Source organism: Pseudomonas urethralis, assembly GCF_021602465.1.
GTDB classification, from domain to species: Bacteria; Pseudomonadota; Gammaproteobacteria; order Pseudomonadales; family Pseudomonadaceae; genus Aquipseudomonas; species Aquipseudomonas vlassakiae.
Genome location: NZ_BQIJ01000001.1, coordinates 408290 through 431102 on the forward strand (window position 1 = coordinate 408290; position 22813 = coordinate 431102).

A 22813-nucleotide genomic window follows, 5' to 3' on the forward strand; every position below is an offset into this window, starting at 1 on the left:
GCTATCGCCTGTGCCGGCCATGGAGGGCAGCTATTACACGGTATCCACCTTCAACGAATGATCATTGATCATGCCGTTGATGATGGTCGCAGTATCCTGCCCCGCCGAAATCACGCCGCCTGCCCCCGCAGTCACCCCGTAATGCTGGGCCAGGTCGACCCCCGCCAGGTCGATGGTCTGGGTCGGCGCCGCCCCTGCCACACTGCTCACTTCGATGGTCGAGACCACGCTGGTACCGCTGCCGCTGACCTTGAAGTGCAGGTAGTCATCCAGCGAGGCCGCCGTGGCATTCTCACCCTGCAGCAGTTGCGACAGGTCCAGGTGGTCGCTGCCCGGGGTGAAGTCGGTCACCGTGTCATGCCCAGTGTCGCCCTTTTGCCAGACGAAGGCGTCGTTGCCGTTGCCTCCGGTCATGATGTCGTCGCCTGGCCCGCCGATGAGGATGTCATTGCCATCGCCGCCCTTGAGCACATCATTGCCCAGGCCACCGTTGAGCAGGTTGTCGCCGGCATCACCGGTCAGGGTGTCGTTGTAGTCGGAGCCGATCAGGTTCTCGATGCCGGTCAAGGTATCGATACCAGCGGCACCGGTATCCTGCGGGCCAATATGGCTCAGGTCGACCGTCACCCCTCCGGTGGCCGAGGCATAACTGGCGGTGTCGTTGCCCGCCCCGCCATCGAGCAGGTCGTTGCCAAGGCCGCCGATCAACAGGTCATTGCCAGTGCCGCCGTGCAGGGTGTCATTGCCCGAACCGCCTACCAGCACATCATGGCCGTCACTACCATCGAGGAGCGTGTCGACGTTGCTTGCCATCAATACATCATTGCCTGCCGTGCCATTCAGGGTAGTGCCGGCGTGGTAGGTGATATCCACCGCGCCAATAGCACTGCCGCCATGACCATCGCTGACCGTATAGCTGGCCTGATGCACTTCGTTCACGGCATTGCTGTAGTCGACCACCAGGCTCAGCTTGTAGTTTTCGGCGGCCTTGCTGTAGTCCGACGGGTTGGCCTGATTGACCACATGGATGCTGTACACCCCGTCATGGCTGGCAGTGAAGCTGCCGCCATCGGCGATGGGCTGGTAGCTGCCACTGGCATCCTTCCACTCCAGGCTCAGGTTGCCGTCCGGGCGATCATGGTCCAACTGCAGGGTCTCGCCCTTGCGCAGGCTGACGGTGATCACGTCCTCGCCATTTGCGTTGCTGCTGCTGATGTTGCCGAGGTAGCCGAGCACCACGAGTGCCGCGGTCATGCTGCCGGCGGCAGTGGTGAAGGCACTGCGGTCCAGGGCCTTGAACTGGTTGTCGAGCGTATTGCCCTGGCCATCGAAGGTGATGGCAGGCACGCCATTGCCGAGGGTGAAGCCGGCTCCCTTGTCGGCAAAGTGGGTGTTGACGGTGATCGGCGCCGCGTTCAAGTGGTCGTTGTCCGGATCACTGTCATTGGCCAGCAGCACTTCGGACGGCAAGGTGATGCTGGAACCGGTGATGTTGGTAATGACATGGTCGGCCACCGCCACCGGTGCATGGTTGCCATTGATCATGATCAGCAGGTCAGCACTGCTGGTATCACCGTCATTGTCGCTGACCATGAAGCCGATACGCTCGGGCGGGCTGCTGTCATTGCCATTGGGTGGCGTATAGGTGAACTCGCCAGTGTCCATGTTCACCAGCAGGCTGCCGCCCAGGCTGGTCTTGATGGTGAGGGTGTGGCCGGTAGTGTCGAAGCTGGCGCTGTCGGCGCCACCGCTGGCCAGGTAACCGCCCTGCCCCGCGTTGGCTTTCGGGTCATAGGTGTAGGTGGTGCCGTCCACCAGCAGGGCCTTGATGAAGCCGCCATCGGCGCCGAAGGTGCCATCGCTGAGCAGGCTGCCGGTAATCGGCGAACCCTGTACGGTGCCCGACAGCACGCCATAAAGTTGGTTGAAGTCGTTGACGATTACCGCGTTGGTGTCGGTATGGCTGCTGCCGTCATAGGCCAACGGGTTCAGGTTGCCCGCGTTGATGTCCTGGCCCAGGCCAATGGCGTAGGATTTGATGCCATTGCTGTCGAGGAACGTCTCCCAGCTGGTTTCGCGGGACGCGGTCATGGCATGCCCGGAGCTGGGCTCGCCATCGGAGAAGAAGTAGCTGACATTCTGTGCACCGGCCAGCTTGCCATTCTGGGCAAAGGCCGTCTGGGCAGCCGTAGCCGCGCTGTCGTAGTAGGTCGAACCGCCAGCCTGCAAGCCGCTGACGATCGACTTGGCGACGTCGATGCTGACCCACTCCGCCGACTGGATCTGCGCCCCACCGCTGAAGGTGACGATCTGCACCTTGGTGTCGCCCATGCCGTCGTACTTGTCGAGCAGCGCAGCGATGGCGTGTTTGGCCGCGTCCAGGCGGGTCAGGCCGGGTATGCCTGAAGCACAATCCATGCTGCCGGACACATCGATCACCAACAGGATGTTGGAATCCAGCTTGCCCGGTGTGATGCTGCGTTCGGCGCAGACCGCATTGGGCACATCGTCGACAATGGTGATGGCGATGTTGCTGGTGACGCTGTGGCCCAGCGCGTCGGTGGCCTTGTAGGTGAAGTTTTCGACCGCCGAAACGGCACCCGGGGTATTGGCGGGTGAAGTCAGCGTGTAGGTGTAGCTGCCGTCAGGGTTGACGCTGATCTGCCCGTACTGGCCGACAGCATTGCCCACCAGGCTGTACGTCAGCCCCCCCACGCCACCGGAAACCGACCCAACCAGCGAGCCGGATGCGGTTTCGCCGGTCGATGTCGGATCGCTGCCAACGGTGGTGCCCGCAGCCAGGTCGTTGCCATCCTTGTGCAGGTCGAGGGCTTTCTCGTACACCGTGACATCACGGTCCCCGCAGGCCACGAGGGTGGCATCGTGCACGTTGATGGTGATCGTCGTGGTGCTTTCGTCACCGTCGGCATCGCGCAGGGTGTAGACGAAGGTGTCGACCGCGTCCCGTGGCGAGACCACGTCCGGGTTGGAGTGGTAGACCGCATTGCCCTTTTCATCGAGGGTCAGGTAGCCATACTGGCCATTGACCTGGGTGTTCAGCTGGCCGATGGCCGAGGTACTGGTGTCGTTACCGGCACGCACGCCAACCACATAGTTGCCATCGCTGCGCACATCGGCCCCGACCACGTCGTTGTACATCACATTGCCGCGCACCTCGTCACCCTTGTACACGCTGACGAAATCGCAATGGGCTTGGGGCACGTCGTCGACGATGGAGATGACGATGGTGCTGGTGGCCGAATGGCCATAGGCGTCCTGGACCTGATAGGTAAAGGACTCCGTCACGGTGTTGGCGCCGTCGTTGGCATGGGTCGGTGAGTTGGCCGGAGACGTCAGGGTATAGGTGTAGCTGCCGTCGGCATTCAGATGAAGCTGGCCGTACTGCCCGACAGCATTACTGACCAGGCTGTAGGACAACGCGCCCAAACCACCACTGGCCAGGCCGACCAAGCTGCCAGACGCGGTTTCGAGGGACGATGTCGGGTTGCTGCCGGTAACGGTACCTGCGGCGAGATCGCTGCCGTCCTTGTTCAAGTCCAGCGCTTTTTCGAACACCGTGACGCCACCGTCCATGCACACTTCGATACGCGGGTCATGCACGTTGATGGTGACCGTCGTGGTGCTTTCGTCACCGTCGGCATCGCGAATGGTGTAGACGAAGGTGTCAACGGCATCGCGCGGCGACACCACGTCCGGGTTGGAGTGGTAAACCGCATTGCCCTTTTCATCGAGGGTCAGGTAGCCGTACTGGCCATTCACCTGGGTGTTCAGCTGGCCGATGGCCGAGGTGGAGGTGTCGCTGCCAGCGCGCACACCGACCACATAGTTGCCATCAGTGCGCACATCGGCACCGACCACATCGTTGTACATCACATTGCCGCGCACTACGTCGCCCTTGTACACACTGGTGTAATCGCTGTGGGCTTGCGGCACGTCGTCGACGATGGTGATGACAAGGGTGCTGGTGGTCGAATTGCCGACCGCGTCTTTCACCTGGTAAGTGAAGCTTTCGGTGGCAGTGTTGGGGCCGTCGTTGGCGTGGGTCGGCGAGTTGGCCGGCGAGGTCAGGGTGTAGGTGTAGGTGCCGTCGGCGTTCAGGTGAAGCTGGCCGTACTGGCCCGTGGCATCGCCCACCAGGCTGTAGGTCAGCGCACCGACACCGCCGCTGGCTGAGCCGACCAGGGTGCCGGAGGCGGTTTCGCGGCTCGAGTCCGGGTCGCTGCCGGTGACACTGCCGGCGGCCAGGTCGTTGCCGTCCTTGTGCAGGTCCAGGGCGTTTTCGTACACCGTGACATCACGGTCCTCGCAGGCCATCAGCGAATTGTGGACGTTGATGGTGATCGTCGTGGTGCTTTCGTCACCGTCGGCATCGCGAATGGTGTAGACGAAGGTGTCAACGGCATCGCGCGGCGACACCACGTCCGGGTTGGAGTGGTAAACCGCATTGCCCTTTTCATCGAGGGTCAGGTAGCCGTACTGGCCATTCACCTGGGTGTTCAGCTGGCCGATGGCCGAGGTGGAGGTATCGCTGCCAGCGCGCACACCGACCACATAGTTGCCATCAGTGCGCACATCCGCACCGACCACATCGTTGTACATCACATTGCCGCGCACTACGTCGCCCTTGTACACACTGGTGTAATCGCTGTGGGCTTGCGGCACGTCGTCGACGATGGTGATGACAAGGGTGCTGGTGGTCGAATTGCCGACCGCGTCTTTCACCTCGTAGGTGAAGCTTTCAGTGACAGTGTTGGGGCCGTCGTTGGCGTGGGTCGGCGAGTTGGCCGGCGAGGTCAGGGTGTAGGTGTAGGTGCCGTCGGCGTTCAGGTGAAGCTGGCCGTACTGCCCCGTGGCATCGCTCACCAGGCTGTAGGTCAACGCACCGACACCGCCGCTGGCTGAGCCTGCCAAGCTGCCGGAAGCGGTTTCATGAGTCGAGTCCGGGTCGCTGCCGGTGACGCTACCTGCCGCCAGGTCACCGCCATCCTGATGGGTATCCAGAGCGCTCTCGTGGACCGTTACCCCGCCCACGGGGCCGGCAACGAGCGAGCAGTCCTGCACATTGATCGTGATGGTCGTGGTGCTCTCGTCACCGTCAGTGTCGCGAATGGTGTAGACGAAAACGTCGCTGGCGCCTTGCGGCAGCACCGCATTCGGGTTGGCGTGATAGACCGCATTACCCGCCGCATCAATGGTCAAGGTGCCGTACTGGCCCACGATCGCGGCATTGAGATTGCCGATGGCCGATGTCGACGTATCGGATCCGGCACGCGCACCGACCACGACATTGCCGGTGCCCGCCTGGTCCGCACCCAGTTTGTCATTCCACAAGACATTGCCTGTGGCTGTCCCGCCTTCAACCACGCTGGTGGTATCCGCGCTCGCCTGCGGCACGTCATCGACGATGTTGACGTCCAGGCTGCCGGTGGCGGTGCTGCCATCGACATCCTTGGCGACCACGTCGAAGTGTTCGCTGATGCTGTTGGCACCGGCACCGTCTGGGTGGTTGCCGTTGTCGGTCAGGGTGTAGCTGTAGCTCACTACCCCGGTGCTCGGGTTGTAACCGGTGATGGTCAGGGTGTTGCCTTGCGGCGTGACCACCGATTGCGGGAAGCCGACGGCCACGCCGCCGGTGACCACGGCGATACCGCCCACACTCAAGCTTTGCAGGCCATCCGGTGCAGTGACCTTGAAGGTGCCTTGCTGGGTCAGTGCATTCGCATCCGGGGAGGTGCCGTCGCTCAGGTTCTTCTCGTAGACGCTGAGCTCGCCGTTTTGCAGATCCAGGCCGTTGAGGGTCACCGGGTCATTGAGGTTGCTGATGTTCAACGTCAGGGTCGCCGTGCTGGTGTCGCCGTCAGCGTCCTTGATGGTGTAGGTGAAATGCTCCACACCCTCGCCGCCACCGCCCAGGTTCGTGAAGTCCGGGGCGTTGGGGTTGAGCGTGTAGGTGTAGGATCCGTCTGCGGCCAGGACCAATGTGCCGTAGGTGCCGGTGTAAGTACCGGCGATCACCGGGCCACCCGCCACGCGGTCAGCGCCCTGGATATCGTTGCTCAGCACGTTACCGGTCAGCTCGACGTGCTGTTCGGTTGCCGTCACCGCGTTGCTGTCGTCCACCGCTTTCGGCACGTCATCGACAATGTTCACGTCCAGGCTGCCGGTGGCAGTGCTTCCATCGACATCCTTGGCGACCACGTCGAAGTGTTCGCTGATGCTGTTGGTACCAGCACCGTCTGGGTGGTTGCCATTGTCGGTCAGGGTGTAGCTGTAGCTCACTACCCCGGTGCTCGGGTTGTAACCGGTGATGGTCAGGGTGTTGCCTTGCGGCGTGACCACCGATTGCGGGAAGCCGACGGCCACGCCGCCGGTGACCACGGCGATACCGCCCACACTCAGGCTTTGCAGGCCATCCGGTGCAGTGACCTTGAAGGTGCCTTGCTGGGTCAGTGCATTCGCATCCGGGGAGGTGCCGTCGCTCAGGTTCTTCTCGTAGACGCTCAGCTCGCCGTTCTGCACGTCCAGGCCGTTGAGGGTCACCGGGTCGTTGAGGTTGCTGATGTTCAACGTCAGGGTCGCCGTGCTGGTGTCGCCGTCAGCGTCCTTGATGGTGTAGGTGAAATGCTCCACACCCTCGCCGCCACCGCCCAGGTTCGTGAAGTCCGGGGCGTTGGGGTTGAGCGTGTAGGTGTAGGATCCGTCTGCGGCCAGGACCAATGTGCCGTAGGTGCCGGTGTAAGTACCGGCGATCACCGGGCCACCCGCCACGCGGTCAGCGCCCTGGATATCGTTGCTCAGCACGTTACCGGTCAGCTCGACGTGCTGTTCGGTTGCCGTCACCGCGTTGCTGTCGTCCACCGCTTTCGGCACGTCATCGACAATGTTCACGTCCAGGCTGCCGGTGGCAGTGCTGCCATCGACATCCTTGGCGACCACGTCGAAGTGTTCGCTGATGCTGTTGGTACCAGCACCGTCTGGGTGGTTGCCATTGTCGGTCAGGGTGTAGCTGTAGCTCACTACCCCGGTGCTCGGGTTGTAACCGGTGATGGTCAGGGTGTTGCCTTGCGGCGTGACCACCGATTGCGGGAAGCCGACGGCCACGCCGCCGGTGACCACGGCGATACCGCCCACACTCAGGCTTTGCAGGCCATCCGGTGCAGTGACCTTGAAGGTGCCTTGCTGGGTCAGTGCATTCGCATCCGGGGAGGTGCCGTCGCTCAGGTTCTTCTCGTAGACGCTCAGCTCGCCGTTCTGCACGTCCAGGCCGTTGAGGGTCACCGGGTCGTTGAGGTTGCTGATGTTCAACGTCAGGGTCGCCGTGCTGGTGTCGCCGTCAGCGTCCTTGATGGTGTAGGTGAAATGCTCCACACCCTCGCCGCCACCGCCCAGGTTCGTGAAGTCCGGGGCGTTGGGGTTGAGCGTGTAGGTGTAGGATCCGTCTGCGGCCAGGACCAACGTGCCGTAGGTGCCGGTGTAAGTACCGGCGATCACCGGGCCACCCGCAACGCGGTCAGCGCCCTGGATATCATTGCTCAGCACGTTACCGGTCAGCTCGACGTGCTGTTCGGTTGCCGTCACCGCGTTGCCATCATCGAAAGCCTGCGGCGCATCATCATGGATGATCACATCGAGCGAGCCTTGGGCGACATCACCGTCACTGTCACTGACGAGCACCTGCAAATGCTCGGTCAACGACTTGGCCCCATCATTTTCGATATGTTGTCCGGATGCAGTGAGCGTATAGCTGTAACTGACCTCGCCAGTGTCAGGGTTGTAGCCAGTAATCGTCAGGATGTTACCTAGCCCGGTGGCGATCGACTGTCCAACGCCTGTCACCACACCGCCCGTCACCACATTGATGCCACCGACACTGAGATTGAACACGCCATCCTGTGCCACCACGGTAAAGCGGCCCTGTTGGGTCAGTGCCACCGCATCACTGGCAGAACCCAGTGGCAGATTCGCCTCGTTCAGGCTCAGTTCACCCGGGGCGATGTTCAGGCCCAGCAAGGTGACAGGATGATTTTCGTCTACTGACGGGATGGTCGGCTCCGCAAGTCCCGTGCCGCCATTGCCGTTGTCACCTGCCACAGGCCGACCGTTGAGCGTACCGCCATTGCTGGGGTCGAGGCCGCCTACTTCGCGGTTGGCGAGTTCGGGAAAACCATTGAAACCTGCCGTCGGGAAGCCCACCACGGGATCGACACGGGCGCCGACTTCATCAAGTATGACGAAACTGTGACCACCCCCCAGCGCCCCGGAGACACTAGGGCTGCCTGAGCCGGCGGCGGTCGCCTCGGCGCTCTGGGTCGGGTCGTCGCCTGCGGCAATCGCCTGCTGGATACGCTCCACATCACTCAATTGTGCGTCGCTCGGCGCTACGTCGTGGGCCGGTGCATGGGGCGCCCGGTTGGCAAGCAGGTCCGGCGTCATCTCCAGGCTGCTGTCGCGGCCCAGGGTCAACTCGGCACCGTTCTGCAGGCGCACCGCCACGGCCCCAGCAGCCCCCGTCTTCAGCTGCTCGCCCACGAACAGGCGGTCACCTTCGATCAAAGGGCGCCGACTTCCATCGCTGGCGACTGCGAATACCTGGCCAATCACCTTGCTGACCACACCGACATACTTAGCCATGAGCGCACGCCTCCCCTTACTGGTGGGCTACATCAGCCAATGACATTGCGCAGGCAGGTGCGGGCATGAGGTACGAAACCGCTCGACTGTAAGACGCGTACGCTCAGGCACTACTTTGGCGATAGTAATAATGTAAGTTGGCCATCAATCCGTGCCAATTTTTTGTCGCCAAATACTGCTTTCACCTAACCCCTCTTCGTCCTTAGCTGCAAAAAATATGGAACTTGCTGCAGTGCTTGTAACTCGCGTTCTGTAACGACTCGCGAATTCGCTTGGATGAAACAATGTCTTGCTTTCCATAGACCGCATAAGTTTTTTTTCGCATAGCCATTATGAAAAAATCTTCTTAGATCGCGCGTCAAATGTTCTTAGCTCAGTTGTTACAAACATGAAACGGTTTGGATAATAAATTTCGTCATTTTTTTGGCGAAAAGCAGGAAATTTTTGTGACCAGGGAGAAGTAGCCCCATGCGCGTTTTAACCCCCCTCGCCAGCGCAATGTTGGTAGCCATGGCATGCACGAACGTCGAGGCGATGTCCCTCAACGAAGCCATCCAGAGTGCCGTGGATTACCACCCGCAGATCAGCTCCAATCGCAACAGCAAGCTTTCGGCCGATGAGGATGTCAAATTCGCCCGCGGTGGTTATTACCCGACCGTGGATCTGGTGGCAGGTTACGGGCGTCAGCGCTCGGACAACCTCAACACCCGTGGTATCAACCCGGACGGCACGACCAACCACGACAAGGAAACCCTCAACTACACACAGTCGGAACTGCGCCTGCGGCAAATGATCTTCGACGGTTTCAACACCGCCAATGAAGTGGGCCGCACCGAGGCGGTGGCGACCTCTCGCGCCTACTACACCCAGGCCATCGCCCAGGATGTCGCCCTGCGTACCGTGGAGGTGTATCTGGAAGTGCTCAAGCGCCGGGAGCTTGTGGACCTGGCCAAGAACAACCTGCAGGCGCATTTGCGCGTCAACGACCAGATCGGCCTGCGCAGCGAACGAGGTGTCGGTAGCACCGCCGACCTCGACCAGTCCCGCGCCCGTCGCGCCCTGGCAGAAAACAACCTGGACACTGCCGAAGTCGACCTCGCCGACGCCGAAGCCAACTTCTACAGTGTGGTCGGCCGAGTGCCAGACGAACTGGAAGGGCCACGCTCGATCAAGGTTGATGTGCCAGGCACGCTGGACGAAGCACGCGAAGCCATGCGCCAGAACAACCCTTACCTGAAGTCGGCCCAGGCCGACGTCAATGCCGCGGAACAGCAATACGAAGTGGCCAAGTCGCCGTTCTACCCGCGTCTGGACGCGGTGCTGGCCACCGGTGCCAACAACAACATCGGCGGCGAGCGAGGCCATAGCAACAACGACTGGCAGGCCGGCGTCGAGCTCAGTTACAACCTGTTCCGTGGCGGCAGTGACAAAGCCCGGCTGCAATCTGACGCGCACAAGATCAACCAGGCCCTGGACATCCGCAACAATGCCCTGCGCGAGCTGACCGAAAACCTCCGGTTGTCCTGGAACGCGATGAACAACGCCCGCAAGCAGACCCCGACCGCACGCGAATACGCCGAGACCACTCAGCGCGTGCGCGCCGCCTATCAGGACCAGTTCGGCCTGGGCCAGCGCACCCTGCTCGACGTGCTCGACAGCGAAAACGAGCTGTACAACGCCAACCGCCGTTACACCGAAGTGCGTTATACCGAAGAGTATTCGATGTACCGGGTACTGGCGACCATGGGTGAACTGCTCAGCAAACAACGCATTTCGTTACCACCAGAGGCTATCGCCAACAACGACGTCCGGACCGAAGCCAGATTGCCCGACATGCGCTGAGCGTCGCCCGCACTGGCACGGATCGCCTGCACAGCAAAACCATCCACCTGGCGGGAGTAGGCCATCGTGACCAGTATGCAAAGTGCGCAACCGCGCCCGGATGTCGATGACCCACTGCTCGATGGCCTGCTGATCCTCTGCCGGTTGCACGGCCGCCCGGCCAGCCGCGCCAGCCTGTGCAGCGGCCTGCCATTGGCCCGGCAACGTCTGGGCGCCGACTTGCTGCCGCGGGCTGCGGCGCGTGCCGGGCTGCAAGCGCGGGTGCTGGAGCGGGCGCTGGATGATATCTCGGCGCTCAACCTGCCAGTGCTGCTGTTGCTCGACAATGGCCGCAGCGCGGTGTTGCAGCGCTGGGGCGATGACGGCCGCGCGCTGATTCTGCCCTGCGAAGCTGAAGGCGGCGAGCAATGGGTCGAGCGCGAAGCACTGCAGCAGGCCTACAGCGGCCACGCCCTGTTCGCCCGCCCACGGCATACCCTCGAAGACGTGCGCTCACCGCTGTTGCCGCGGGTCAACGCCTGGTTCCGCGACACCCTGCGCCATTCCCGTTGGTTGTATGGCGACGCCCTGCTGGCGAGCCTGCTGATCAACCTGCTCGGCCTGATGGTGCCGCTGTTCGTGATGCAGACGTACGACCGCGTGGTCCCCAACCAGGCGCTGTCGACCTTGTGGGTGCTGGTCGCTGGCCTGTTCATCGGCACCGCCTTCGAGCTGGTGCTGCGCATGGTCCGCGCCCACTTGCTGGACCAGGCCGGCAAGAAGACCGACCTGATCCTCTCCGCTACCCTGTTCGAGCGCATCACCGGCATGGCGATGAAGGCCAAGCCCGCCACCATCGGTGGTTTCGCCCAAAGCATCCATGACTTTCAGGGCCTGCGTGAATTCCTCACCGCAGTCACCCTGACCAGCATCATCGACCTGCCCTTCGTGGCGCTGATGCTGCTGGTGATCGGCCTGCTCGGTGGCTGGCTGGTGCTGATCCCGCTGATCGCCTTCCCGCTAGCCGTAGGCTTTGCCCTGGCCATCCAGGCCCGCCTGCGCGACACCGTGCAGAAAAGCCTGAGCCTCGGCGCCGTGCGCCAGGCGCTGTTGATCGAAACCCTCGGCGGCCTGGAAACCCTCAAGGCCTGCGGCGCCGAAAGCGAACGCCAGTACCAGTGGGAGCACACCAACGCCGCCATCGCCCGCCTCGACGCCCACGCCCGCAACCTGTCGTCGCTGGCCAGCAACGGCACGCTGTTCATCCAGCAGTTCTGCGGCATGGCCACCATCGTTGCCGGGGTGTACAGCATCATCGCCGGCAACCTCAGCGTTGGCGCCCTGGTCGCCAGCTACATGCTCGGCAGCCGCGTCCTCGCCCCGCTCGGCCAGATCGCCGGGCTGATCACCCGCTACCAACAGGCGCAGCTGACCATGCGCAGTACCGATGCACTGATGGCCCTGCCCCAGGAACGCCAGCTCGATCAGCAGGCCCTGGAGCACACCACGCTCAAGGGCGGCCTGGCGCTGAGCCACATCACCTTCCGCTACCCGGGGCAAGTCAGCCCGGCCCTGCACGATGTGAACCTGACCATCACCCCCGGCGAGCGCGTCGGCATCATCGGCCGCAGCGGCTCGGGCAAGAGCACCCTCGGGCGCCTGCTGATGGGCTTCCATCACCCCGACGAAGGCCAGGTGCTGCTGGACAACCTTGACCTGCGCCAGCTGGACATCGCCGACCTGCGCAGCCAGATCGGCTACGTGGCACACGACCTGTCACTGCTGGCCGGCAGCCTGCGCGACAACCTGACCCTCGGCGCCCGCCACATCAGCGATGCGCGCATGCTCGAAGTGGCCGAACTGACGGGCGTCAGCGAGCTGGCCCGGCAACACCCCAATGGTTTCGACCGCCCGGTAGGCGAGCGCGGCCAGTTGCTCTCCGGCGGCCAGCGCCAGGCTGTGCTGCTGGCTCGCGCGCTGCTGCTGGAACCGCCGATCCTGATCCTCGACGAGCCCACCAGCCACATGGACAACAGCAGCGAAGAGCAACTGCGCCAGCGCCTGCTGAGCTGGGTGCCAGGCAAGACCGTGCTGCTGGTCACCCATCGCACCGCGATGCTCAGCCTGGTGGAGCGGCTGGTGGTGCTGGACAACGGCAAGATCGTCGCCGACGGGCCGAAGGATGCGGTTGTCGACGCCCTGCGCAAGGGCCGTATCGGCTCGGCCCTGTAGGAGCTCACCATGCCTCTCATGCAAAGCGTACGCAGCAGCCAGGGTACCGACAAACGGGCCGAACGCGACTACATGCCGGAACTGGCCGGCGCCACCCTGCAGGACTCGCCACGCCTGTCGCGCCTGACCGTGTGGCTGGCCGCCGCGCTATTGCTGGTGGCGCTGGTCTGGGCCAGCCTGGCGGTGCTCGACGAAGTGACGGTCGGCGAAGGCAAGGCCATCCCGTCGAGCAAGGTGCAGGTGGTGCAGAACCTCGAAGGCGGCATCGTGACCGAGATTTTCGTGCGCGAAGGGCAGATGGTCGAAAAAGGCGCCACGTTGCTGCGCCTGGACGACACCCGCTTCAAGTCCAACAAAGGCGAAAGCGAGGCTGACCGTTATGCCCTGACCGTGCAGGTCGAGCGCCTTTCGGCGGAAGCCGAGGGCCGCCCGTTCGTGCCCTCGGATGAAGTACGTGCCAAGGCGCCGCAGGTCGCCGAAGACGAGATCGCCCTGTACGGTTCGCGCCAGCGGCGCCTGGCCAGCGAAAAACAGACCCTCAACGAACAACTGCGGCAGAAGAACCAGGAGCTGGCCGAGTTCCGCTCCAAGGTCGACCAATACCGCTCGGCCGTGGCACTACTGCAGCAGGAAACGGACATGTCGGCGCCGCTGGTGAGCAAAGGCGCCATCTCCCCGGTGGAGATCCTGCGCCTCAAGCAACGCACCGTAGAAGCCCGCGGCCAGCTCAATGCCACCAGCCTGGCCATCCCCCGCGCCGAGGCGGCGATTGCCGAGATCAAGAGCAAGATCGAAGAGTCCGACGCAAGCTTCCGCTCGGATGCTGCCAAGGAGCTCAACGACAAGCGCACCGAGTTGTCCAAGATCACCGCCACCAGCATCGCCATCGACGACCGGGTCAACCGCACCACGGTCGTGTCGCCAGTGCGCGGCATCGTCAAGCTGCTCAAGGTCAACACCATCGGCGGCGTGGTGCAGCCGGGCAGCGACCTGGTGGAGATCGTGCCGATCGAGGACAACCTGCTGATCGAGGCCAAGGTGCGCCCGCAAGATGTGGCCTTCCTGCACCCGGGGCAACCGGCGATGGTCAAGTTCAGTGCCTACGACTACACCATCTACGGCGGGCTCAAGGCCAAGCTGGAGCTGATCAGCGCCGACACCGTCACCGATGACAAGGGCAATGCGTTCTACCTGATCCAGGTGAGGACCGAGAAGAACCACCTGGGCGGGGACAACAAGCCGCTGCTGATCATCCCCGGGATGGTGGCCACGGTGGATATCATCACTGGGCAGAAGAGCGTGCTGGATTATTTGCTCAAGCCGGTGCTCAAGGCACGGACCGAGGCGTTGCGGGAGCGGTGATTGGTTTGGATTGCGTTTGGGTTGCCAGGTGGATGCCTTGATACTTTCAGCGCCTGGGAGATCGAGCGCCGCGCGGGCGGCGCTCGATTTCACAGCTGAAGATGCCATGGCATGCACATACATGCCCTCTCACAATCTCTTCCCCTCACCGCACAGGCGTTCAATCCGGAGCAAAGTCTTCCTGCAACTGACTCAACTTCCCACAATGCTCACTGGCCAATCGACTGATGATACGGATTGCCTGATGAATCCCCGCAGTGTTGCGAAAGCTCAGCTGAGGATTGTGCTCACACTCCAGCATCTCATCGTGCTGAACGAGTGCCTCGCCAAGCAATTCAAGTGTCCAGGCATAGCTTCGTATGTTGAGCAAACGCTCCTGATCAGTCATCGATCCTCCTCCTTGCTACGCAGGCAGAACAGAATTGACTGATCACCGGGCAGAAACGGTGGTGATCTAGCGCTGGCAAATCACGCCGGCGGAGAACGAATGCGAGGATCCTGGCAGGGCTCAAGGTAAGCATGCATGAAACTCCAAGTTAGGTTGGAGCTGCCACACATCGTCGCCAAACAATTGGGTGGCAGCTGTACGCAGGTTGGCGAACCGGGAACTTGGAACCCGGCAGACCCGAAGGTCTCCCACGCACAGCCGCCATGGCACGAGGCTGCGGGCACAAAAAAAGCGCCTGCAATCGTGTGGGGCGCTGTTGCGCCAAGTTATCCGGGTCGCCAAACCCGGTCGCGGAATTTGCCGCGACAGAGGGAATTTATCCCTCCAACGCCTTTACCGCAAGCGGCGAAACCACTTCGATTGCCTATTAAACATGTAGGAAATCGCACTTTTTCAATTCTAATAGCAGCGGCCTTGCACAGTGTCACGCTGCTGAAGACCTAGCATTTTTGCCAGTAGTGCCAACTCGCGAAGGGTTGCATGCTGACGGCTCCAATTACCTGAAGGAGTAGGTCACATGCGATTTTTTGCGATTGTAGGTATTGCAAGCGTACTGGGAGTGGGGAACGCACTTGCAGCTACATGTCCAGAGCCATCTAGCATCAGCCAAAAAGCTGATACACAAGACGACATGGACGGGATTGCTTACAGCGCCACCAATGCGGACGGCCAATGGTTGGGCTTCACACCCGAGGCAGAAGAATCGAAGGCCAATGAATTCAAACTGCTAAATCAGAAAGAGACCACAACCTCGATCATTTGCCGATACGAGAGCAAGGATGGGGGCATCAGCCTGGCATTGAAAAAATGATGCGCTGAAGCCTAATGCCGGTCAGTTAAATATACCGCCTTGATTGGGGCTGCCTTGCAGCCCTTCGCGGGCTCGCCCGCTCCCACAGGAACCGCGCATTTGCTGAGTTTAGCGCCGTACATGTGGGAGCGGACGAGCCCGCGAAGGGCCGCAAAGCGGCCCAACTGGCTTCAGCAAACGTGATTTCGCTCGAATACATCAACACCCATCGCCTTGATCTGCCCTTCGATCAACGCTTCGAACGGCCGCAACAGGTCATCGAAATTCACGGGTTGTTCCAGCACGTTCAACGCCTGCACCACCGCCTCGATCGTCGACACCGCCCCCGGCTCCGGTGCCTTGCGCAGGCGGTAGCGTGAAGGCGCCACCTCGGCCAAGGTCACGCGAGGCAGCGCGTCGAGCAGCGGATTCAGGTACAGCAGCTTGCGTGCCTTGCGCCAGGTGCCGTCGGGGACGATCAGCATCAATGGCCTGTCGTCCGTTTCGCCGTACGCCGTCAGCGCTTGCGCCTGTTCGCCCGGGAACAGCAGCACAGGCCGGTAGCCTGGGCTGGCCAACAGCTCGCCAAGGTCAGTGAACACTTCCCCGACCCGCAGTTCGGCATTGACCAGGCCCAGGGCGGCCAGGCGGGCGGTGTTCAGCGCGTGGGTGGTTTCGCTGGGGTGCTGCAGCAGGACCACGCGGGTGCGGCTGTCGAGGCTGGGGATCAGCGGGCAAAGGCAATGGTCGAGCGGGCGCTGGCAGCGTTCGCAGCGGGGTCTGGGCATGGGGGTCTCCGTTGGCGGAGGGATTTTGCCACAGGCTGGAAATTTGGGCCCGCTTTGCGGGCCCCAACGTCTTCAGCGGTTGAACCGCTCTGCCAGGCTATGCAGGTACTCGGCCATCCGTTCCAGGTCCTGACTGATCTCGGCCCCCTGTTTGGCCTGCCCCGCCGACTGGTCGCACAGTTGGGCAATGCGCACGATCTGTTGGTTGATATCCTCGGCCACATGGCTCTGCTGCTCCGACGCCGTGGCCATCTGCTGGCTCATGCCGGTGATGCGGCTGACCGCCTGGGCAATGCCGGCCAGCGCCGTTTGCACCGCCTCGACACTTTGCACACTGTCGCGCGAAATCTGCTCGCCGCGGCTGGCAGTGCTCACTGCATGCTCGGCGCCAGCACGCAGCGAGGCGATGATCTGGTGGATTTCGTCGGTGGAAGCACGTGTGCGCTGCGCCAGCGAACGCACCTCGTCGGCGACCACGGCAAAGCCCCTGCCCTGCTCGCCGGCGCGGGCTGCCTCGATCGCGGCGTTGAGCGCCAGCAGGTTGGTCTGCTCGGCAATCGACGTGATCACATCGACCACACTGCCGATCGACTGGGTCTGCTCGGCCAGGGCGTTGACCGCCTGACCAATGTCACTGACCGCCTCGTTCATGCTGCCCATGGCCTTCAGGCTCTGCTGCGCCAGCTCGCTGCCGTGCTGGGCCAACTGGTCGGCGTCACCGGCGGCATGGGCCGTGCTTTGTACGTTGTGGGTGACCTCCTGGATGGTTGCGGCCATCTGGGCGATGGCCGTGGCCGACTGGTCGGTCTCGCTACGCTGGCGGTCGAGCATCTGCGCCTGGGCATCGGACAGGTCGGCCGACTGAGCGGCCCGCGACTTGACCCCGACGCCGGCATCCACCAGGCGAGTAAGCGCGGTTTGCAGGCGCGCTTCTTCGCTGATGATGGCAAGGTCGAGCTGGCCCAGCAGCCCAGGATTGTCACTGTAGGTCAGGGCCACCAGAGGGCTGGTGAACGCCTTCGGGTGCTCCGCAAGCGTGCGGCGGATCGTTTGGCCTTGCTGGCGTTCGATCAGGTACCAGGCCACCAGCAAGCTGGTCATCAGCACGCCCAGCGCCAGATGAGGCGGCAACCAGAGGTAGCCGGCAGCCGACAGCAGGCCGGCGCCGATCAACGGCCCGCCGTGGGCCACGCCACGCGCCAACCGGGCTGCCCAGGGCGCCGGCGACTTGCCCGCGCGCAGCCGCGCGTACAGGGCTTCGGCACGGCGGATCTGCCCGCGGGTCGGCACCGAACGCACCGACTCGTAGCCACTGATGCGGCCATTCTCGTAGATCGCCGTGACATAGGCGCTGACCCAATAGTGATCGCCGTTCTTGGCGCGGTTCTTGACCACCCCCATCCAGGGTTTGCCTTGCTTGATGGTCTCCCACATATGGCCGAACACGGCGGGGGGCATGTCAGGGTGACGCACCAGGTTGTGTGGCTGGCCGACCAGTTCGTCGTAGGTGAAACCGCTGATCGCGACGAAGGCGTCATTGCAGTAGGTGATGCGGCTATTGAGGTCCGTGGTGGAGATCAGGCGCTGCTCGTGGGGAAAGGTTCTTTCGTGCTCAGTGACGGGCAAGTTCATGCGCATCTTGAACGGTCCTTCGCAGAGGGGGTATTGAGGGTGCAGCGCAACTAAATATCTAGCAGAGCGTGGAGGGGTTAGCGGCTAATTTAGAAATTTATTTAGCGCACTCAGTCGGATTGTCCTACGAAGCTCACCCTTCAACCGACATTCAACTGGCTCTTGAGCAGGTCCCGGAATGTTTGAATCAGCGGCTCACGACTACGCCCCCTGCGCACGATCAGCGAGAATGGCGCCTGATACCCGAAAGTCGCCGGCGATAGCACCCTGAGGTCGCCCTTGTCGACCCAAGCCTGGGCGTAGTGCTCGGGCAGGTAGCCGATGTAGGCGCCCGAGAGAATCAGGATCAGCTGCGCCTCCATGCTTTCCACGGTCGCCGCACTGTGCTTGAAGCCGTGCCGGGCCAGTTCGGCCTGACTCCAGTAGCCACGCCCCACCATGCGTTGCTGCGTCACCACCTGCTCGGGGATGCGCCGCTCGGCGAACAACGAGTGGCGGCTGCTGCAATAGAGCCAATGCTGTTCGCGGTAAAGCGGCAGGTAGAGCAAGCCACTCATGCGCGAGGAAAACGCACCGATGGCCAGGTCCAGACGGTTGTCCTGCACACCGAGTTGCAGCTCGTAGGGGCTGGACACCGACAGGTGCAGGTGCACCGCCGGGTGTTCCTGGCTATAGGCCCCGATGGCCTCGGCCAAGGGCAGCGCCTGGTCGCCAACGGTGGAATCGATCACCCCCAGGTTGAGGGTGCCGCGCAGCTCGCCCTTGAGCGCTGCGGCGTACTGTTCGAAACCGTCCAGCTCGGCCAGCAGGCGCAGGGTCTCCTGATGGAACAGCTCGCCCTTGCTGGTCAGGCTGAAGCCGCCCCGGCCACGGTGGCACAGCACGATCCCCAGGGCGCCTTCGAGCTGGCTCATGTAGGTACTGATGGCCGAGGTCGACAGGTTGAGTTCGCGCTGGGCATTGGCGAACCCCTGGTGGCGCACCACGCTGACGAAGATGCGCAGCAGTTTCAGGTCGGGCAAGGTCGAGGCCATGGGCAACGGTTCCGCAAGGTATCTGCGCGCAGTCTAACCGCTCCTGTGGGCGATAGTTCAGAAATTCCTGAAGTAAGTATTTGCCGGTAGCGATTTTTCTCACGCACTACCTTGCGCAGACTTGGCCGAAATGGCCCTGCCCGCCGGCATATACAAAGCTGAAAGGCGTGCGGCGGCACAGGTTCGAACAAACAGAACAATCGACCGACTGATGAGGCCCACCGTGGACAAAGTTCTCCACCAACCACTGGGCGGCAACGAAATGCCGCGTTTCGGCGGCATCGCCACCATGCTCCGTCTCCCCCACCTGCAAAGCGCCGAAGGCCTTGACGCCGCGTTCATCGGCGTACCTCTGGACATCGGTACCTCGCTGCGCTCCGGCACCCGCTTCGGCCCGCGGCAGATCCGCGCCGAATCGGTGATGATCCGCCCGTACAACATGGCCACCGGTGCCGCCCCGTTCGATTCGCTGTCGGTGGCCGACATCGGTGACGTGGCGATCAACACGTTCAACCTGCTCGACGCCGTGCGCATCATCGAACAGGCCTACGATGAGATCGTCGAGCATAACGTCATCCCGTTGACCCTGGGTGGTGACCACACCATCACCCTGCCGATCCTGCGCGCCCTGCACAAGAAGCACGGCAAGATCGGCCTGGTGCACATCGATGCCCACGCCGACGTCAACGACCACATGTTCGGCGAGAAGATCGCCCACGGCACCACCTTCCGCCGCGCCGTTGAAGAAGGCCTGCTCGATTGCGACCGTGTGGTGCAGATCGGCCTGCGCGCCCAGGGCTATACCGCCGACGACTTCAACTGGAGCCGCCGCCAGGGCTTCCGCGTGGTGCAGGCCGAAGAGTGCTGGCACAAGTCACTGGAACCGCTGATGGCCGAAGTGCGCGAAAAGGTCGGCGGTGGCCCGGTGTACCTGTCGTTCGACATCGACGGCATCGACCCGGCCTGGGCCCCAGGCACCGGCACCCCGGAAATCGGCGGCTTGACCACCATCCAGGCGATGGAGATCATTCGCGGCTGCCACGGCCTGGACCTGATCGGCTGTGACCTGGTCGAAGTCTCCCCGCCTTACGACACCACCGGCAACACCTCGCTGCTTGGCGCCAACCTGCTGTTCGAGATGCTCTGCGTGCTGCCGGGCGTCGTGCGTCGCTGATCAGCTTTGCCTGAAGTACCCCGGCAGGAGCCATGAGGGAGGGCCATAGAGGCCCGCCAACACAAGACAAGACCGCCGGGCGCCGTGAACCCGCCTTGCGGTCGATCTCGCCATAATAAAGATAATCGGGAGACCCCCAATGGCCTTGGACATCATTGTTGTAATGATCTACACCGTCGGCATGCTCGGGCTGGGCTGGTATGGCATGCGGCGCGCTAGAACCCACGAAGACTACCTCGTGGCCGGGCGCAACCTCGGCCCGACCCTGTACATGGGCACCATGGCCACCACCGTGCTCGGCGGCGCCTCCACCGTCGGCACCGTGCGCCTGGGCTACGTCCACGGCATTTCCGGCTTCTGGCTGTGTGCCGCCCTGGGCCTGGGCATCATCGCCCTCAACCTGTTCCTGGCCAAACCCCTGCTGCGCCTGAAGATCTTCACCGTGACCCAGGTGCTGGAGCGCCGCTACAACCCCATGGCCCGCCAGGCCAGCGCGGCGATCATGCTGGCCTATGCGCTGATGATCGGCGTCACCTCGACCCTGGCCATGGCAACCGTGCTGCAAGTGCTGCTCGACCTGCCCTTCTGGGCGTCGCTGCTGCTCGGCGGCGGTGTGGTGGTGATCTATTCGACCATCGGTGGCATGTGGTCGCTCACCCTCACCGACATCGTCCAGTTCGTGATCAAGACCGTTGGCCTGATGTTCATCCTGCTGCCCATCTGCCTGTACAAGGCCGGTGGCTGGGATACCCTGGTGGCCAAGTTGCCGGCGGCCAGCTTCAGCTGGACCACCATCGGCTGGGACACCATCATCACCTACTTCCTGATCTACTTCTTCGGCATCCTGATCGGCCAGGACATCTGGCAGCGGGTATTCACCGCCCGTGACGAAAAGGTCTGCCAGCGCGCCGGCACCACCGCCGGTGTGTACTGCGTGCTGTACGGCCTGGCTTGCGCCCTGATCGGCATGTCCGCCCATGTGCTGATGCCGGACCTGGCCAACCCGAACAATGCCTTTGCCGAGATGATCAAGGGCCAGTTGCCGGAAGGTATTCGTGGCCTGCTGATGGCAGCCGCGCTGGCGGCCATGATGTCGACCGCCAGTGCCGGCTTGCTGGCAGCCTCGACCACCCTGACCGAAGACCTGCTGCCCAAGCTGCGTGGCGGCAAGCAGTCGAGCCTGGGCGTCAGCCGCCTGTTCACCCTGATCACCGGCCTGGTGGTGCTGGGCATCGCCATGGCGGTGAACGATGTGATCAGCGCCCTGACCCTGGCCTACAACCTGCTGGTCGGCGGCATGCTGATCCCGCTGATTGGGGCGATCTTCTGGAAGCGTGCAACCACCGCAGGCGCCATCGCCAGCATGTCGCTGGGCTTTGCCACCGCACTGTTCTTCATGTTCAAGGACGGGCTGGATGCCAACACGCCGATCTACTACAGCCTGGCGGTTGGCCTGGTGAGCTTCGTGCTGGTGAGCGTGCTGTCGCGCAAGCCGCTGGGTGAAGTGAAGCTGGCCTGATCGATCGCGTCAGCTTCTTCGCGGGCAAGCCCGCTCCCACAGGATCGCAACAGGCCTTGAAGGCGATGCGGCCCCTGTGGGAGCGGGTTTACCCGCGAAGAGGCCCGCACAGGCGAAACAAAAATTGCAGAAACGAAAAGGCCGCGGCATCGGACAGATGCTGCGGCCTTTTGCATGTCAGCGACGACGCGGCTGGCGCTTGCGCTGCTCTTCATCAGTCGGGATCGGCACCGGCTGCAAAGGTGGTGGAATCAGCCCCAAGGCGACGGCCAGGTCGTGGAGCCAGTTGAACATTGGGTTTTTCATAATGCCCCCTTGACGGGTCAGCCTCACGGCAAATTCAATCTTGCGATGTTTCATACAGATCATAGTCCGATGTCCTGTACTACGCATGCTCTTGTTCCTACAGATATGGGCTAGATTGACGCGGATCAAGCGGAAACGGCGCATTCCGACGACTGGTTAATCGTTTCGGTTTGTTGCAGATCGATCCAGGCCTGCAAATTCGCCCCGCGCATGCCCTGGCGCCACATCAACCAGGTTTCTGCGTGATCGAAGGGTGAATGCAACCGATGCGCGCTGACTCGATCACGCCCAGGCAGGCTGTCTAGCATCGATTGCGCCATCAAGGCTACGCCCGCACCCGCAATCACGCAGGCCAGCATGCTCTGGTACGACTCGATTTCCATCACCCGCCCCATCGGCGTGTGGTCATGGGCATACCAGGCCTCCAGGCGCATACGGTAGGAACAGCCCTGGCGGAAGGTGAACACCGCCTTGCCGGCCACGTCCCTGGCACTGCGCACCGCTGGGTGTTCCGGGCTGGTGATCAAGACCAGCACTTCATCGCACAGCGGGACACCATCCAGCCCGGCCAGGCTTGGCGGGCCGTCCACCAGTGCGGCATCCAGGCGATGGCTGAGCAGGCCTTCCAGCAGGTCGCCGCTGGGGGCTGCCTGTACCTGCAGGTTCACCGCCGGGTATTGCTGGTGGTAGCGCGCCAACAGCGCCGGCAAATGGATGGCGGCAGTGCTGTACATGGTGCCCAGCACGAAATCACCGGCCGGCTGGCCGCCCTGCACCGCCGCCACCGCTTCATCACGCAGCGCCGACAGGCGGTTGGCGTAATCCAGCAGCACCTTGCCAGCGGGTGACAGCTGCAAGCGCTGACGTTCGCGCAGGAACAAATCCACCCCCAGTTGCTCTTCGAGCTGGCGCAGGCGCGTCGACAGGTTCGACGGCACCCGATGCAGCCGCTCGGCGGCGCGGGTCACCGAACCTTCCTCGGCCACGGCCTGGAAGATGCGCAGTTGGCTGAACTCCATGACATTCTCCAAAACAGAACAACTTGATCATCATTA

At 62.7% G+C, this 22813-nt stretch carries 13 protein-coding genes; 6 read left to right on the plus strand and 7 right to left on the minus strand.

The window, feature by feature from the left end; genetic code table 11:
- Window positions 1-33 precede the first annotated feature (33 nt).
- Window positions 34-8652: a retention module-containing protein gene (locus L6D64_RS01800; RefSeq protein ID WP_236192301.1), complete on the minus strand. Its 8619-nt coding sequence runs from the start codon at window positions 8650-8652 to the stop codon at window positions 34-36.
- Between the two features lie 468 nt (window positions 8653-9120).
- Here L6D64_RS01800 and L6D64_RS01805 point away from each other — a divergent pair, with 468 nt between their 5' ends.
- The 3 genes from L6D64_RS01805 to L6D64_RS01815 all read left to right on the plus strand — a co-directional run bounded on the left by L6D64_RS01805 (window position 9121) and on the right by L6D64_RS01815 (window position 14067).
- Complete coding sequence (locus tag L6D64_RS01805; RefSeq protein WP_176507919.1) at window positions 9121-10494, plus strand: TolC family outer membrane protein; 1374 nt, start codon at window positions 9121-9123, stop codon at window positions 10492-10494.
- A gap of 75 nt (window positions 10495-10569) precedes the next feature.
- Window positions 10570-12705, plus strand: coding sequence for a type I secretion system permease/ATPase (locus tag L6D64_RS01810; RefSeq protein ID WP_176507948.1), 2136 nt, complete (start codon window positions 10570-10572; stop codon window positions 12703-12705).
- 18 nt (window positions 12706-12723) lie between these two features.
- A complete protein-coding gene (locus tag L6D64_RS01815; RefSeq protein ID WP_476748438.1) occupies window positions 12724-14067 on the plus strand; it encodes an HlyD family type I secretion periplasmic adaptor subunit in 1344 nt (447 codons plus the stop codon).
- A 160-nt stretch (window positions 14068-14227) separates the two neighbouring features.
- Here the strand turns inward: L6D64_RS01815 and L6D64_RS01820 are convergent, their stop codons facing one another.
- Window positions 14228-14455, minus strand: coding sequence for a hypothetical protein (locus L6D64_RS01820; protein WP_176507917.1), 228 nt, complete (start codon window positions 14453-14455; stop codon window positions 14228-14230).
- A gap of 577 nt (window positions 14456-15032) precedes the next feature.
- Between L6D64_RS01820 and L6D64_RS01825 the strand changes: the two genes are divergently transcribed.
- The gene (locus L6D64_RS01825) at window positions 15033-15326 is read left to right on the plus strand and encodes a DUF3757 domain-containing protein (protein WP_176507916.1); all 294 of its coding nucleotides are present in this window, start codon (window positions 15033-15035) and stop codon (window positions 15324-15326) included.
- A gap of 170 nt (window positions 15327-15496) precedes the next feature.
- On the opposite strand, the gene L6D64_RS01830 is transcribed toward L6D64_RS01825, so the two are convergent.
- The 3 genes from L6D64_RS01830 to L6D64_RS01840 all read right to left on the minus strand — a co-directional run bounded on the left by L6D64_RS01830 (window position 15497) and on the right by L6D64_RS01840 (window position 18759).
- Window positions 15497-16093, minus strand: coding sequence for a tRNA-uridine aminocarboxypropyltransferase (locus L6D64_RS01830; RefSeq protein WP_176507915.1), 597 nt, complete (start codon window positions 16091-16093; stop codon window positions 15497-15499).
- 72 nt (window positions 16094-16165) lie between these two features.
- Window positions 16166-17731 carry a methyl-accepting chemotaxis protein gene (locus L6D64_RS01835; RefSeq protein WP_176507914.1) on the minus strand — a complete coding sequence of 522 codons (1566 nt, stop codon included), beginning with the start codon at window positions 17729-17731 and terminating at the stop codon, window positions 16166-16168.
- 134 nt (window positions 17732-17865) lie between these two features.
- Complete coding sequence (locus L6D64_RS01840) at window positions 17866-18759, minus strand: LysR family transcriptional regulator (protein ID WP_152953938.1); 894 nt, start codon at window positions 18757-18759, stop codon at window positions 17866-17868.
- Between the two features lie 223 nt (window positions 18760-18982).
- Between L6D64_RS01840 and speB the strand changes: the two genes are divergently transcribed.
- Both speB and L6D64_RS01850 read left to right on the plus strand, forming a co-directional pair.
- A complete protein-coding gene (gene speB / locus L6D64_RS01845) occupies window positions 18983-19933 on the plus strand; it encodes an agmatinase (protein WP_054885670.1) in 951 nt (316 codons plus the stop codon).
- Between the two features lie 139 nt (window positions 19934-20072).
- The gene (locus L6D64_RS01850) at window positions 20073-21452 is read left to right on the plus strand and encodes a sodium:solute symporter family protein (protein ID WP_176507913.1); all 1380 of its coding nucleotides are present in this window, start codon (window positions 20073-20075) and stop codon (window positions 21450-21452) included.
- A 177-nt stretch (window positions 21453-21629) separates the two neighbouring features.
- Here L6D64_RS01850 and L6D64_RS28350 read toward each other — a convergent pair whose 3' ends face one another.
- Together L6D64_RS28350 and ptrR are read right to left on the minus strand one after the other, a co-directional pair.
- Window positions 21630-21758 carry a PA1414 family protein gene (locus tag L6D64_RS28350; RefSeq protein ID WP_302468944.1) on the minus strand — a complete coding sequence of 43 codons (129 nt, stop codon included), beginning with the start codon at window positions 21756-21758 and terminating at the stop codon, window positions 21630-21632.
- Window positions 21759-21883: 125 nt separating this feature from the next.
- On the minus strand, window positions 21884-22777 hold the full coding sequence (gene ptrR / locus L6D64_RS01855) for a putrescine utilization regulator PtrR (RefSeq protein WP_176507912.1): 894 nt from the start codon (window positions 22775-22777) through the stop codon (window positions 21884-21886).
- Window positions 22778-22813: the final 36 nt, after the last annotated feature.

Bases quoted from the DNA above. Each gene is read 5' to 3' on its own strand.
- L6D64_RS01800 (WP_236192301.1), bottom strand. From the start codon at position 8,652: ATGGCTAAGTATGTCGGTGTGGTCAGCAAGGTGATTGGCCAGGTATTC.
- L6D64_RS01805 (WP_176507919.1), top strand. From the start codon at position 9,121: ATGCGCGTTTTAACCCCCCTCGCCAGCGCAATGTTGGTAGCCATGGCA.
- L6D64_RS01810 (WP_176507948.1), top strand. From the start codon at position 10,570: ATGCAAAGTGCGCAACCGCGCCCGGATGTCGATGACCCACTGCTCGAT.
- L6D64_RS01815 (WP_476748438.1), top strand. From the start codon at position 12,724: ATGCAAAGCGTACGCAGCAGCCAGGGTACCGACAAACGGGCCGAACGC.
- L6D64_RS01820 (WP_176507917.1), bottom strand. From the start codon at position 14,455: ATGACTGATCAGGAGCGTTTGCTCAACATACGAAGCTATGCCTGGACA.
- L6D64_RS01825 (WP_176507916.1), top strand. From the start codon at position 15,033: ATGCGATTTTTTGCGATTGTAGGTATTGCAAGCGTACTGGGAGTGGGG.
- L6D64_RS01830 (WP_176507915.1), bottom strand. From the start codon at position 16,093: ATGCCCAGACCCCGCTGCGAACGCTGCCAGCGCCCGCTCGACCATTGC.
- L6D64_RS01835 (WP_176507914.1), bottom strand. From the start codon at position 17,731: ATGCGCATGAACTTGCCCGTCACTGAGCACGAAAGAACCTTTCCCCAC.
- L6D64_RS01840 (WP_152953938.1), bottom strand. From the start codon at position 18,759: ATGGCCTCGACCTTGCCCGACCTGAAACTGCTGCGCATCTTCGTCAGC.
- L6D64_RS01850 (WP_176507913.1), top strand. From the start codon at position 20,073: ATGGCCTTGGACATCATTGTTGTAATGATCTACACCGTCGGCATGCTC.
- L6D64_RS28350 (WP_302468944.1), bottom strand. From the start codon at position 21,758: ATGAAAAACCCAATGTTCAACTGGCTCCACGACCTGGCCGTCGCCTTG.
- ptrR (WP_176507912.1), bottom strand. From the start codon at position 22,777: ATGGAGTTCAGCCAACTGCGCATCTTCCAGGCCGTGGCCGAGGAAGGT.